General features: G+C 40.6%; 14 protein-coding genes and 2 pseudogenes. 5 read left to right on the forward strand and 11 right to left on the reverse strand.

The features are described 5' to 3' along the window. Positions 1–12: 12 nt before the first annotated feature. Positions 13–195 (reverse strand): aspartyl-phosphate phosphatase Spo0E family protein, encoded by a 183-nt coding sequence (locus NDM98_RS08125; RefSeq protein WP_251606160.1) that lies wholly within the window; start codon positions 193–195, stop codon positions 13–15. Between the two features lie 283 nt (positions 196–478). Here NDM98_RS08125 and mqnE point away from each other — a divergent pair, with 283 nt between their 5' ends. Next, the gene (mqnE, locus tag NDM98_RS08130) at positions 479–1,573 is read left to right on the forward strand and encodes an aminofutalosine synthase MqnE (RefSeq protein ID WP_251606162.1); all 1,095 of its coding nucleotides are present in this window, start codon (positions 479–481) and stop codon (positions 1,571–1,573) included. A gap of 46 nt (positions 1,574–1,619) precedes the next feature. On the opposite strand, the gene dapF is transcribed toward mqnE, so the two are convergent. From dapF to NDM98_RS08145, 3 genes are read right to left on the reverse strand one after another with little or no spacing between them, the layout of a single operon-like run. After that, positions 1,620–2,468 (reverse strand): diaminopimelate epimerase, encoded by an 849-nt coding sequence (gene dapF, locus NDM98_RS08135; RefSeq protein WP_251606164.1) that lies wholly within the window; start codon positions 2,466–2,468, stop codon positions 1,620–1,622. Beyond that, positions 2,468–2,716, reverse strand: a complete 249-nt coding sequence (locus tag NDM98_RS08140; protein ID WP_251606166.1) for a hypothetical protein — start codon at positions 2,714–2,716, stop codon at positions 2,468–2,470. Before NDM98_RS08140 ends, dapF begins: the two co-directional genes overlap by 1 nt. 60 nt (positions 2,717–2,776) lie before the next feature. After that, a complete protein-coding gene (locus NDM98_RS08145; protein ID WP_251606169.1) occupies positions 2,777–3,013 on the reverse strand; it encodes a YuzB family protein in 237 nt (78 codons plus the stop codon). 187 nt (positions 3,014–3,200) lie between these two features. Between NDM98_RS08145 and NDM98_RS23440 the strand changes: the two are divergent. Together NDM98_RS23440 and NDM98_RS08150 are read left to right on the forward strand one after the other, a co-directional pair. Next, positions 3,201–3,323 (forward strand): annotated as a pseudogene (locus NDM98_RS23440) (TetR/AcrR family transcriptional regulator); the annotation flags it as partial. A gap of 411 nt (positions 3,324–3,734) precedes the next feature. Then, positions 3,735–4,802, forward strand: coding sequence for an NAD(P)/FAD-dependent oxidoreductase (locus tag NDM98_RS08150; protein WP_285803970.1), 1,068 nt, complete (start codon positions 3,735–3,737; stop codon positions 4,800–4,802). Positions 4,803–5,579: 777 nt separating this feature from the next. Here the strand turns inward: NDM98_RS08150 and NDM98_RS08155 are convergent. Further along, positions 5,580–5,891: a YuzD family protein gene (locus NDM98_RS08155; protein WP_251606171.1), complete on the reverse strand. Its 312-nt coding sequence runs from the start codon at positions 5,889–5,891 to the stop codon at positions 5,580–5,582. Between the two features lie 181 nt (positions 5,892–6,072). Between NDM98_RS08155 and NDM98_RS08160 the strand changes: the two genes are divergently transcribed. Next, entirely contained in the window at positions 6,073–6,312 is a 240-nt protein-coding gene (locus NDM98_RS08160) for a NifU family protein (protein WP_203088335.1), read from the forward strand. Positions 6,313–6,355: 43 nt separating this feature from the next. Here NDM98_RS08160 and NDM98_RS08165 read toward each other — a convergent pair whose 3' ends face one another. The 5 genes and pseudogenes from NDM98_RS08165 to yutH form a co-directional block, all read right to left on the reverse strand. Continuing rightward, the gene (locus NDM98_RS08165) at positions 6,356–6,586 is read right to left on the reverse strand and encodes a transcriptional regulator SplA domain-containing protein (protein ID WP_251606173.1); all 231 of its coding nucleotides are present in this window, start codon (positions 6,584–6,586) and stop codon (positions 6,356–6,358) included. A 75-nt stretch (positions 6,587–6,661) separates the two neighbouring features. Then, positions 6,662–7,564, reverse strand: coding sequence for a homoserine kinase (gene thrB / locus NDM98_RS08170; RefSeq protein ID WP_251606175.1), 903 nt, complete (start codon positions 7,562–7,564; stop codon positions 6,662–6,664). After that, a pseudogene (gene thrC, locus NDM98_RS08175) lies at positions 7,564–8,608 on the reverse strand (threonine synthase). Before thrC ends, thrB begins: the two are co-directional and overlap by 1 nt. Before the next feature lie 23 nt (positions 8,609–8,631). Continuing rightward, positions 8,632–9,927 carry a homoserine dehydrogenase gene (locus NDM98_RS08180; protein WP_251606177.1) on the reverse strand — a complete coding sequence of 432 codons (1,296 nt, stop codon included), beginning with the start codon at positions 9,925–9,927 and terminating at the stop codon, positions 8,632–8,634. Between the two features lie 167 nt (positions 9,928–10,094). Then, positions 10,095–11,129 (reverse strand): spore coat putative kinase YutH, encoded by a 1,035-nt coding sequence (yutH, locus tag NDM98_RS08185; RefSeq protein WP_251606179.1) that lies wholly within the window; start codon positions 11,127–11,129, stop codon positions 10,095–10,097. 112 nt (positions 11,130–11,241) lie between these two features. Here yutH and NDM98_RS08190 point away from each other — a divergent pair, with 112 nt between their 5' ends. Next, positions 11,242–11,781: a phosphatidylglycerophosphatase A family protein gene (locus tag NDM98_RS08190; RefSeq protein WP_251606182.1), complete on the forward strand. Its 540-nt coding sequence runs from the start codon at positions 11,242–11,244 to the stop codon at positions 11,779–11,781. On the opposite strand, the gene NDM98_RS08195 is transcribed toward NDM98_RS08190, so the two are convergent. Next, complete coding sequence (locus tag NDM98_RS08195; RefSeq protein ID WP_251606185.1) at positions 11,741–12,508, reverse strand: TIGR01457 family HAD-type hydrolase; 768 nt, start codon at positions 12,506–12,508, stop codon at positions 11,741–11,743. The genes NDM98_RS08190 and NDM98_RS08195 overlap by 41 nt on opposite strands. Between the last annotated feature and the right edge of the window lie 43 nt (positions 12,509–12,551).

Consider the following 12,551-nt stretch of genomic DNA (forward strand, 5'->3'; position numbering starts at 1 on the left):
AGGTATACAATCTCAACCAACCTGCCTTTTTCTAGCCAACTTAGCAAGTAAACAAGTATGAAGCCTGTCTAATTCCTGGCTAAAGTAGAGGACCTGAGGATGATTCAAACCAAATTCACCAGCTGCGTCAACCATTTTTTGTCTAGTATGTTCAATCTGTTCTTCAAACGATTCAGTTGTACAGTAGCTACACATAACTAATCCTCCTTTATGATAACCATTAAAAGGAAACTTGTTACTTTTAGTCTACTAAAATGTACCTGCATATGCAATCATATTTGCATTTTTTATTCTATCAGTTTCCTTTTGAATCACTATATTTTTACAACAATTCATTAACTATAAGGCACAAGTCTTTAAATCAGCAGATGACGGTAGTATAATAGTGTGTGATTACACAATATCATGATTAATTATATAGAATGTAATCCAGCTTGGCCGCCGAGATCGGTCAACTAGAGAGCAGGAGATGAATCGGATGAGCATATTGTTAACTGATACAAAGCTTGAAGGTATCAAAGAAAAGGTTCTTCACGGAGAACGATTAACGATTGAAGATGGACTATATTTATATGAAACACCTGATCTACTTGGTGTTGCACAACTTGCAAATCAAGTAAATCTTAAGAAAAACGGAGATAATGTCTATTTCATTCAGAATATGTACATTAATCCAACCAACGTATGTGAAGCTTCATGTAGTTTCTGTGGATTTAAGCGCAAGCCAGGCCAGGAAGGCGCTTATACAATGGATTCAGAAGCTCTACTTAACTATGTTGGCGAACGTTGGAATGACAATATCCGTGAGTTTCATATTGTTGGAGGGCACAACGTTGAGGTAGGTTTTGAATACTATCTTGATACGATCCGTACACTTAAGAAACACTACCCTAGTGCAACTGTTAAAGCATATACAGGTGCTGAAATTGAGTTCTTTTCACGTATTTCTGGCCTAAGTATGAAGGGTGTATTAGAAGAACTTATCAAAGCTGGTCTTGACACGCTCCCTGGTGGTGGAGCTGAGATTCTAACTGAAAACTACCGTGCAAAAATGAGTCCTGATAAAGCATCAACAGACCAATGGCTTGAGGCACATGAAATTGCTCATTCTCTTGGTTTGCGTACTCATGCAACGATGTTATATGGTTCAATCGAATCTAAAGAAGAACGTTTGATTCATATGGATCGTGTACGTCAGCTTCAGGATCGTACAAATGGCTTTATGGTTTTCATCCCACTAGCTATGCAACCGCGTAGTGTAAATGCAAACCTTAAACGTAGAACATCAGCTTTTGATGATATGCGTACATTAGCGATTAGTCGTTTGATGTTAGATAACTTTGACCATATTAAGGCATATTGGATTAATATCGGTGTTCAACTAACACAGATGGCTCTTACATTTGGATCGAGTGATATTCACGGTACCTTAATTGAAGAGCGTATTTCCCATTCAGTTGGAGCACTTACATCTTCAGGTATTACCCGCGATGAGCTCATTCACTTAATTAAGAGTGCGAATAAGACACCGATTGAGCGCGATACGTTCTATAATGTAATTAAAACGTACTAAAAAAAACGCAGTGGACAATTTTGCCCACTGCGTTTTTCTTATCGCTTTATAAAAGCCATTCACCTTCACAAATCGTTTCAGCCGCACCATTCATCAGAACATCTCCGTTTTCTAACCAAGTTATCAAAAGATCTCCTCCTAATAAATGTACTGTTACTTCATTATCTCTTTGTGAATAGCCGTTTAATATAGATGCAACAACAGCTGCACAGGCACCCGTTCCACACGCCTGCGTAATTCCCGTTCCGCGTTCCCAGACGCGAAAATGTAGTTCATCCTCTTTTACAATTTGTACATATTCAACATTTACCCATTCAGGAAAACGTTCGTGTTTCTCAAGTGTTGGTCCAACCTGCATAAGAGGAACAGATTGAATATCCTCGGTAAAAATAACCGCATGTGGATTTCCCATCGAAACGGCTGTTAGACGAACTTCCTGCTCTCCAAGATCAAATGATTCATTCACAACCTGATCCACTGCAGAACCAATCATTGGGATTGCGGATCTACTCAGTCTTGGCGCACCCATATTTACCGTAACGGTTGGAACTTTATTTTGTTCATTTGGATGAACAGTGGCCTCCACTAACCCGCCTTTTGTTTGGATGTTAAAAACCGTTTGATTTACATATCCATTCTCATATGCAAATTTAGCCACACAGCGCAAACCATTTCCACAGTTCATTGCTTCAGAACCATCATTGTTAAAAACACGCATGCTAATTTCTGCTGTATCGGATGGACCAATCAAAATCATTCCATCTGAACCAATTCCGTTATTTTTATCAGATACTTTTACAGCTAACCTAGGTAGATCATGCTCTTCCAGCGTTTCCTTAAATAAATCTACATAAATATAACTATTACCTAAACCATGCATTTTTGTGAATTTCATTATTTCCGATCCTCCCTAAGCGCCTGATTTGTCCAAAAGTAGTCTTCATCTGCCTCTAAAATGATTAATCTAGCATGACAACAAGGTAAGTTTAATTGCTTTTTTATACCTTCTTTGGCTTCCTCTAAATCTCTGTTTTTCATATGTGTCAATACCTGATCTTCTCCGCAAAACGGGCATTCGTGCAGGTATACATCATTAAATTGTTTCTCATAGGGCCAAGAATGAGAAAACGGGATTAGTGGCATATGTGTGACCTCCTCATTGGTTTCACAAAAAAACTTCTAGTATCTGCTAGAAGTCATTAATTAAAACATTGGATTTTCCTCAAGAAAAACATATATATTCGCCACTAGTTCATCGGCTGTATTACCTGAGACAAGTTCACCGTTCACAAGTGCATACGGGCCCATCGAACATTCTCCACAGTGGCTTAAACATCCATAATCTATAATATCCAAATTCGGATCTTTTTCGAGTTGTTCCATTGCACCTTGAGATTCACTCGCAAGATTACTGAAACAAAACTCAATAATTGGTCTCATCTTTTCACCTCAAATTTCTACCTATAGACTACCTTTTAGAAAAAAAGAAGTCAATGATCAGTCACTATCAGGCAAATTGACCTTGTTTTCTCCTTGTATGGTCGGTATAATTTAAAAATGACCGGGGTCATCTAAGGAGAGAGCGATAAGTGAAACAGCAAGTGAAAAAGGTAGAAACAAAAAAAGAATTGAAAACGCTGCACTTACTCTTTTTAGAGAAAAAGGGTTTGATCGTACAACTGTACAAGAAATCACAACCGCAGCTCGTGTAGCTAAAGGAACCTTTTTTAATTATTTTCCTACCAAAGAATCAATTATGCACTCCTTAGCAAAGGAAAGACTAAGTAGCGTAATGAGGTATATTCGAAAATATCCTCGGAATCAGTTACAGCTTTCTAATCGAATTCATTCATACTTATACTTTATCCTAGACGAATACGACCAACATCCTACTCTAACTATTCAGATTTGGCGTTGTGTTCTTGATGATGAGCACTTGCTTTTAGCTCACTGGCGCGAATTACTTCAAACAGCCCTGACTCGCGATGAAATTTATGCCGAAACAGATATTGAACTTTGGGCACATATTATTCATTCTCATGTTTCCTATGGTATTCACCTGTATTCTAAAGAACCTACACGTATACGATTATTAAATCGCGTAATGACGTTAGTCGAAGCAAGTTTATCAGCCATTATCGCGAAAAGGAGTAAACCTTACATGGAAAAACTAGTTATTCTAGGTGCTGGTTATGGCGGAATGCGTGTTATGCAGCGACTTCTTCCAAATGACCTGCCAAAAAATGTTGAGATTACGTTAATTGATCGCTTGCCCTACCATTGTTTAAAAACAGAATATTATGCTCTCGCTGCAGGTACTGCCGCAGATCATCATTTACGCGTTGCCTTTCCTGAAGACTCTCGTTTAAAAGTAACATATGCTAACGTCGATTCAATTGAACTTGAAGAAAAAGCAGTGATCCTCGAGAGCGGAGAGTCTGTTCCATACGATAAGCTCATTGTTGGACTTGGTTGCGAAGACAAATATCATGGCGTTCCAGGCGCCAAAGAACATGCTTATAGTATTCAAACAATGGGAGCCACTCGTAAGACTTATGAAGCCCTAAACAACGTTCGTCCGGAAGGAATCGTATCGATTGTAGGCGGTGGCTTAAGTGGTGTCGAATTAGCAAGTGAACTTCGCGAAAGTCGACCTGATTTAACCATCAAATTGTTCGACCGTGGTGAAATGATTTTATCTGCATTCCCACGCAAACTAAGCACGTATGTACAAGGATGGTTCGTTGACCATGGTGTTGACATCATCAATAAATCAAATATCACAAAAGTAGAACCCGATGCTATCTATAATCATGACGAACGAATTGAAGTCGATGCAGTTATTTGGACAGCAGGCATTCAACCAGTTGAAGTCGTACGGAACTTAGACGTAGCAAAAGATTCCGCAGGTCGTATCGAATTAACCCCACAACATTTTCTTCCCGGTAACGAAGATGTATTTGTAGTAGGTGACTGTGCGAGCCTGCCTCATGCCCCAAGTGCGCAGCTAGCAGAAGGGCAGGCCGAACAAATTGTTCAGATCCTCAAGGCACAGTGGAACGGAGAAGCCTTACCTGAACAGCTGCCAAAAATTAAACTAAAAGGTGTACTAGGTTCACTAGGCAAAAAGCACGGATTTGGCCTTATGGGCGAACGTACATTACTCGGACGAGTCCCCCGCGTATTAAAAAGTGGTGTGCTTTGGATGTACAAGTATCACTCAGGATGAATAGACCAAAAAGCAGTAGCCCGGCCGGCTACTGCTTTTTTTCATGGAGGTGCGGGCGGAAGTGCCGTTGCGTCTTGTTATGTAGGGAGCGGGCTTGGTGTTGGGAGTGCGAGCTTGGTGTTGACCGCTCCGGCTTGGTGTTGGTCGCTCCGGCTTGGTGCGGTGCTCTCGAGCTTGGTGTTTAGGTGTTTTCTCTTAGTGTTAAGGACGTTTCTCTTGGTATCTCAGCATACTTCTTAGTGAGGAGGCCTCCTATCTTGCTATTAGCATCCTCTTCTTGCCATACTCCGAATCAAGCTTGGTGTTCACAAATTCTCTCTTGGTACCACTTTCCCTCTCTTACTAAATCTAGATCTGTCTTGGTGGGTCAGCTCATCGTCTTGATTATGGAGCCCCCCTTCTTGCTAAACTCCAAATGCCCTCATACGATAGAAAAATGGACATTTTTCTTCCTTATTTCATTTGAATTAGATCTTTGATGCAGTTGGGTCTTGATGTGTTGGCTTTGTTCTTGGTGTCAAAGTCATATCTCTTGGCACACCCCCACCCGTCTTGGTGCTCCGCCATTCGTTCTTGTTATAGACACCATCTTCTTGCCAAACTTCCCATCCAGCTTGGTTTTCCCCGACTTACTCTTGCCAAGACTTTCACTCTCTTGCTAAATCGAAATCGATCTTGGTTCTCCGCCTATCCGTCTTACTCACAAAGCACTTCTTCTTGCAAAACCCAAAATCCCTTATTCAGATAGAAAAATGTTCATTTTTCTTCCTTATTTCATCAGACAGCCGCTTCAACCTTAGCTGACACACTTTTGAGATTTGGATTTCCTTCTGCAATAACTTCTCCATTTAATACGACGAGTGGATAAAAGTATTCATCATTTAAGATGGCTTCAGAGAATGATTCTTGTTCTTCTCCGTTTGGATTCTCGATATCCACATATAAAACTTCTAACCCAATGTCGGGGAATTTTCTACTTAATGCTGCTTCTAACCATTCCTTTGTTTCTAATGCACTTGGCAGATGTACACAGCTTGCACATTTCTGTTCAGCACCGTATACAGTCACTATTATTCCGATAGTACTCACTTCCTCTCATAAGCAGATTACCTAATAATGATAAAAGATTCAATAAAAGAATCTGATTTGAAGAGCTACTTGTTTTATTTACCTAATCAAACTGTGAGAACAATTCTCGAAAAAATACTTCAGGATAATGGATTTTTTTCGTTATGGCGATTATAATAGGGTAAGAAAGGAGTGTTGACCCATGGAAACAAGTACTGATATGTTAGAAGAAGTACAAGAAGTATTAGAGAAGCTTCGTCCTTTTTTACTTCGTGACGGTGGAGATGTTGAGCTCGTAGGAATTGAAGATGGTATTGTACGTGTACGTCTATTAGGCGCATGCGGATCTTGCCCAAGTTCAACGATTACTCTAAAAGCGGGTATTGAACGCGCGCTTCTTGAGGAAGTACCTGGAGTAAAAGAGTTAGAGCAAGTATTTTAATAAAGATTAAACGCCTGGTCATCAGACCAGGCGTTTTTTTTAATTACATCATAAATTGATCATACAGTTGTTCAGCTGCTTCGTAGGTTGCAAAGATGGCGTCATCCTCTTCAATTGGATGATAATAATCATAGAGAAGTAATGACAATACGGATGGGTCCATAGGATCCCGAGCAATTGTTGCTTCTTGGATCGTTGCAACAGTTGGCGTGTGAGGATTTCTGTAGATAATATAAACGGACTGCCCTTCATATAAGCTATTTACATCTAACATCTCATCCACCTCCAGCCTATTTGAGTTCAGCCGTAGTATATGCAATGAATTCGTAAATATTCCTTATTAGCACTTTTATTTTGTTATTACCTGAACTCCATCACTCGCCGGGCTTAACACATCGATTTCAATACCCTCAAATGCCTGACTAATTTTATCTGCCACTTGTTGACCATAACCTTGTTTGGTAATACATAAAATCGTTGGTCCAGCGCCACTTAACGCAGCTCCGTAAATATCCTCTTGAGTAGAGGCGTACGTTAATGCCTCGTCTAAAAGAGGGATTAATTGTTTACGATAAGGCTGATGATACAGATCTTTACCCATCATCTCGCCAGCTAATTTCCAGTCACCTGTTAAAGCGGCGGCCGTCAGTACATTGCCTATACTACCAGCCTTAACAGCTTCTGCAAAAGCTAGTTGACTCGGCAATACGCCCCGTGCCGTTTTAGTTAATACCTCATTTTTCGGAATCAGGCAAACGAGATCGATCTCTGGAACTCCAGCAGCTATCACATGTGTAGACTCTTCACTATGCGTACCAATAACAAGTCCGCCATAGACAGAGGCTGCTACATTATCGGGATGACCTTCCCAAAGACTAGCAATACGAACTTTCTCTGCAGGCGTTACCGATTCTTTATAGAAAAAACAACCGAGCTCTATGCCTGCTACAATTGCGGCTGCACTACTTCCAAGTCCACGCGCCAATGGAATATTACTCGTCATCACAACATGGCATGGGGGAATTACTACTCCGAATAACTTGCCAACATGCTTCGCTACCTCACAAACAAGGTTCGTTTCATCAGGTGGAATACCTATTAGATCCTCAGAATCAGAGGAGAAAAACCACTCTTCTGCTGTTTGCACATTCAGTTCAAGATAACGACTAACAGCTAAGCCAATTGAATCAAAACCTGGTCCCAGATTCGCCGTGCTACCTGGAACCTTTATTTGAAAAGACACAGCATTCATTACTGAGTCACACCTTGTTTAAGATGGGCAAGGAAAGCTTCTTTTTCGTTTGGAAGTAATGTTGGTTTTACTTTTACACTTTCAATGGCGGTTGCTTGGATCCTTTAATCCATTTCCTGTTAGTACACAAACCACTTTTGATCCCTTTTTAATTTCACCAGAATCAATTTGCTTCTTTAAGCCTGCAAGAGAAGCAGCAGAAGCAGGTTCTGCAAATACGCCTTCTTTAGTTGCCAACGTCTGATATGCTTCAATAATTTCTTCATCTGTTACAAAGTCAATTTTACCATTCGATTCGTTGACGGCTGAAACAGCCTTATCCCAGCTGCCTGGATTCCCGATACGAATAGCTGTTGCGATTGTTTCTGGGTCTTCAATGACTTCATCACGAACAATTGCTGCTGCTCCCTCTGCTTCGAACCCTCTCATTTGAGGCAGACCGGTGCCTTTTGCTTCATGATATTCCTTGAAACCTTTCCAATAAGCGGTGATGTTCCCGGCATTACCAACCGGAATACACAAAACATCTGGCGCTTGTCCAAGTGCGTCGCATACTTCAAAAGCGGCTGTTTTTTGTCCTTCAATGCGGTATGGATTCACTGAATTAACAAGTGTAATGGGCTCAACTTCACTGATGGCACGTACGATGTCCAATGCGTGGTCAAAGTTCCCTTGAATTTCAAGGACCTCAGCACCATACATAACGGCTTGAGCTAGCTTACCAAGAGCTATTTTGCCTTCTGGAATAACAACAATACAACGAAGTCCTGCGCGTGCACCATAAGCTGCGGCGGCTGCAGACGTATTGCCAGTAGATGCGCAAATAATTGCTTTACTGCCTTCTTCTTTTGCTTTTGCCACTGCCATAACCATGCCTCGATCTTTAAAAGATCCTGTCGGGTTAGCACCCTCGTACTTTACGTGAATGTCTACTCCCCATTCTTTTGAAAGGCGTTCTAGTGGGACAAGTGGAGTATCACCTTCTGATAACGATAATGATGGTGTGTTCTCTGATACTGGTAAAAACTCCGCGTATTCTTTAATAAGACCTTTCCAAGCTACTCATGTTAATTTCCCCCTTCAACGCAATAACTGCTCTCTACTGACTCAACTACCTCAACATTTCCTAATCGTTCTAGCAAACCATCGAATGTCTTTTTACTTGTTTTATGAGTCACAACAATAATCTCTGCCAATTCTTCTCCTTCAACCGGCAACTGTAAAAGCTTTTCAAAACTTACGTCAAATTCAGCAAACAGTGCAGTAATAGCTGAAAACGTTCCTGTCTGATCGAGGACTCTAAGTCTGATAAAATATTGAGAGTCAATTTCATCTGCTGATTTTAGTTTCTTTTCATTCATTGGTGCAAGCACACTTTTTCCGTTAACACCAAGTCTCATGTTTTTCATAACCGTTACTAAGTCAGATACAACAGCGGTTGCTGTCGGAAGTGACCCTGCTCCAGGACCGTAAAACATCGTCTCCCCGACGGCCTCACCGTGAATATAAACAGCGTTATATTCATTGTGAACAGAAGATAAAGGATGCTCATTTGGTAATAAAGTCGGACGCACACTAACATCAATTTTGCCTTTTGTACGATCGGCAATCCCAATTAGCTTCATTGTGTAACCAAGTCTTTCAGCATATTGAAGATCGACATCTGAGACACTGCTAATTCCCTCAACAGACACATCTGCTAAACTAACTGGCGCAGAGAATCCAAGTGTTGCTAGAATCGCCATTTTTCTTGCCGCATCTAAACCTTCAACATCAGCAGTTGGATCACTCTCTGCAAAACCAAGCTCTTGAGCCTGTTTTAATACATCATCATAAGAGCTACCTTTTGTGCTCATCTTTGTTAGAATATAATTTGTTGTTCCATTCACGATGCCCATGATTTTTGTAATACGATCAGCTGATAATCCATCAGATAAACTGCGTAGAATAGGAATTCCACCTGCAACACTTGCTTCATAATACAAATCACAGTTGTATTCCACCGCCGTTTTTAACAGTTCAGCGCCGTGAATGGCCATTAAGTCTTTGTTGGCCGTGACAACATGTTTATGATTGGAAAGAGCCGTTAGTAACCACTCTTTTGTTTGTTCAACTCCACCGATCACTTCAACAATGACATCGATTTCTTCATCATTAAGCACTTCTTGTGGATCTTCGGTTAAGAGCGCATCTTGGAATGAATTCTCTCTAAGCTTTTGTTTGTTGCGCACAAGAACTTTTTTAATTTCAACTGGACAGCCTACTTGATGCTGTAACTCTTTTTGGTGGCGTGTAATAATAGACGCCACACCTGTTCCAACTGTTCCTAGTCCAAGAAGTCCTACTTTTACAGACTCTTCCACAACTCCCACTCCCATCTAATCTCTATAAAAATACAATTGTATATATATAAAGGACATTATAGACCTGATTCCAACTTAAAACAAGAACCTTCTGAAAGTTTAAGAAACGACGACTTAATCTAATGCAAAACAAAAACCGTTCCTATAAAAGAAGCGGTTTTGTCTACTTAGAGCCAATCTACTTTTGGAAATCCGGTTGGTGTATTAGGAAGATAACGTTCCTCTGCAAACCGGTGTAGAAATGTCTCATTTACTTTTTCTTGAGCAATAAGGTCCAAAAAGCTTTGGCCAAGTTTCTGCTGATCAATTGGAATCTGGCAGCGGTAATAATCCTCAATCGTTTCAAAATAATGAACAGGATATAATAATCTTGAAAACATTAACCGCCAACTAGCAGGTGTTATCGATTGATGTCTCTGATAGCCTTCGAAAAAATCTTGAGCATCTTTCCAATTCCGTTGACTGGATAGCTGATACCTGCGATTGCGTAACCATTCAGCTAGATCTCTTGCCGGATGATCATAGACAAATGCAGTTGGTGGCTTAATCATTGCTCCATTTGATGAAAGTGAGATCCATGCTTTGTCTGAAAAACGCCGATGACATAACGTTCCCGCTAGATATTCATTTCCTGTCCCGTCCAAATCTGTATCAACGACGTATTGAATGGCATTCTCTGATAAGCCCATAAAATATGGATACGTGGTTAAAAACGTTTCATCAACCACATTTCGTGGGCCTTGCATGTATAATTCTTCATACCAATTTTCAAGTTGCTCAAGCCTAGTCGTCCAAATGGTGCCCCACTGTCCAAACAATTCTTGTTGCCCCACTCTTGACTGAACCTGCCTACCAAATTGATGCCAGGACGCCAAATGCTCTCCAATACCTCTCCCATCAGTAGGCAATGGTTGCATTCTAAGCTGATTAGGCTGAGGTAACTGGCACAGATACATCTCCACCCCTTCAACTAAGCTAAAATTCGCTCCTTGAGCGGTTTGGATTAACTCAGGAACCGATGTATCACCAGCACTACGCAAGAATGAAACAAATGTAAGCATATCTGTTTCGTCAGACGCACTTTCATCTTTAGGGAAGAGGATGTATGCAATTCCTCCAGCTTCAAAACACTCATACCCATCAATTTTAAACCGTTTTTCACTGTAAAGTCGATAACTGTCATAAATGTTCCGCTCAAACATAGTTACCCTCCTCACATCCTGTTTCATTATAAATAGTCTATGACCCAGTCGCATAAAATGTGTACAGCAATCGTAGACTAAACAAAATCATTTGGATAAAAGGAGAGTCGATATGGAAGAAGTCAGCCCGCAAGACGCGCTTGAGGCAAAAGCAAGAGACTTGCTACTAAAAAGAGGCGTAACAATCGATCATATTGCTGAACTAGTTCATTTTCTGCAAAGTGCCTATCATCCACAACTTACACTTGATCTATGTAAGGAAAATATAGAAAGAGTGCTTTCAAAACGCGAAGTGCAGAATGCCATACTAACAGGCATTCAGCTAGACATCTTAACTGAGCAAAAGCTCCTTGAACAACCATTACAAGGGATCCTTGAACGAGATGAAGGTCTGTATGGCATTGATGAGATTATTGCTCTATCCATTGTTAATATATATGGATCAATTGGATTTACGAACTATGGCTATGTTGATAAATTAAAGCCCGGTATCTTAAAACAGTTGAACAACAAGATAGAAGGTGTCTGTCACACGTTTCTTGATGATATTGTTGGTGCCATTGCAGCCGCTGCATCAAGCAGACTTGCACATAGTCTGGAAGCCAAGTCCTTTACTCAGAAAACGCCCATTCAGCAAGAGAATGATGAGTAAACGTTGGTTTGACTTCAATGGATAGAAGGTCTTCTTCTGATGTTACACCTGAAAATACGAGCAATGTATCAAGACCCGCGTGAATGCCAGCTAAGATATCCGTTTGATAATTATCGCCAACCATAATGGTTTCATCTGGACTTGTTCCTAATACATCTAGTGCTTGATTAATAATGATGGCCTCTGGTTTACCTGCAAAGATAGGAAGGGTATTGGAGGCTGTGGCAATCGCTGCAACAATCGACCCGTTGCCCGGTACCAATCCTTCTTCACTTGGAATCGCATTATCTTTGTTAGTAGCAATAAATGTTGCTCCCTTTTGAATGAGAAGTGAGGCTTGTTTAATCTTTTGATAACTAACCTCTCGATCTAAACCTACTACGACATAGTCAACATCCTCTGTCGCCTCTATATGCCCAGCTTGAGATAGTGCCTCTCGTAAACCATTTTCTCCAACAATAAAAACACGAGCATTTGGTTTCTGTTCCGTAATGAATGCAGCTGTTGCCATACCAGATGTAAAAACATCCTCTTTTTCTGCCGGTATCAAAAAGTTCTGCAAGTGAGCAGCCACATCTTTTGGCGTTTTTGTTGAGTTGTTGGTCACAAATAAATAAGGAAGATCCCTCTTTTTCAGCTCTTTCACAAATTCTACTGCTTCAGGAATAGCTGTGTTTCCACGATACATTGTGCCATCTAAATCAAGTAAATACCCTTTATAGTTCATCCTTCATTTCCTTTCTCATATAAAAAGCCGCCCTCTAGGACGG

The sequence above is a fragment of the Alkalicoccobacillus plakortidis genome, from assembly GCF_023703085.1.
Classification (GTDB): domain Bacteria; phylum Bacillota; class Bacilli; order Bacillales; family Bacillaceae_D; genus Alkalicoccobacillus; species Alkalicoccobacillus plakortidis.

Coding starts and splice junctions, on each gene's coding strand:
- NDM98_RS08145 (WP_251606169.1), bottom strand. CDS start 3,013: ATGAGACCAATTATTGAGTTTTGTTTCAGTAATCTTGCGAGTGAATCT.
- yutH (WP_251606179.1), bottom strand. CDS start 11,129: ATGTTTGAGCGGAACATTTATGACAGTTATCGACTTTACAGTGAAAAA.
- thrB (WP_251606175.1), bottom strand. CDS start 7,564: ATGAATGCTGTGTCTTTTCAAATAAAGGTTCCAGGTAGCACGGCGAAT.
- NDM98_RS08195 (WP_251606185.1), bottom strand. CDS start 12,508: ATGAACTATAAAGGGTATTTACTTGATTTAGATGGCACAATGTATCGT.
- dapF (WP_251606164.1), bottom strand. CDS start 2,468: ATGAAATTCACAAAAATGCATGGTTTAGGTAATAGTTATATTTATGTA.
- mqnE (WP_251606162.1), top strand. CDS start 479: ATGAGCATATTGTTAACTGATACAAAGCTTGAAGGTATCAAAGAAAAG.
- NDM98_RS08125 (WP_251606160.1), bottom strand. CDS start 195: ATGTGTAGCTACTGTACAACTGAATCGTTTGAAGAACAGATTGAACAT.
- NDM98_RS08190 (WP_251606182.1), top strand. CDS start 11,242: ATGGAAGAAGTCAGCCCGCAAGACGCGCTTGAGGCAAAAGCAAGAGAC.
- NDM98_RS08140 (WP_251606166.1), bottom strand. CDS start 2,716: ATGCCACTAATCCCGTTTTCTCATTCTTGGCCCTATGAGAAACAATTT.
- NDM98_RS08160 (WP_203088335.1), top strand. CDS start 6,073: ATGGAAACAAGTACTGATATGTTAGAAGAAGTACAAGAAGTATTAGAG.
- NDM98_RS08165 (WP_251606173.1), bottom strand. CDS start 6,586: ATGTTAGATGTAAATAGCTTATATGAAGGGCAGTCCGTTTATATTATC.
- NDM98_RS08150 (WP_285803970.1), top strand. CDS start 3,735: ATGGAAAAACTAGTTATTCTAGGTGCTGGTTATGGCGGAATGCGTGTT.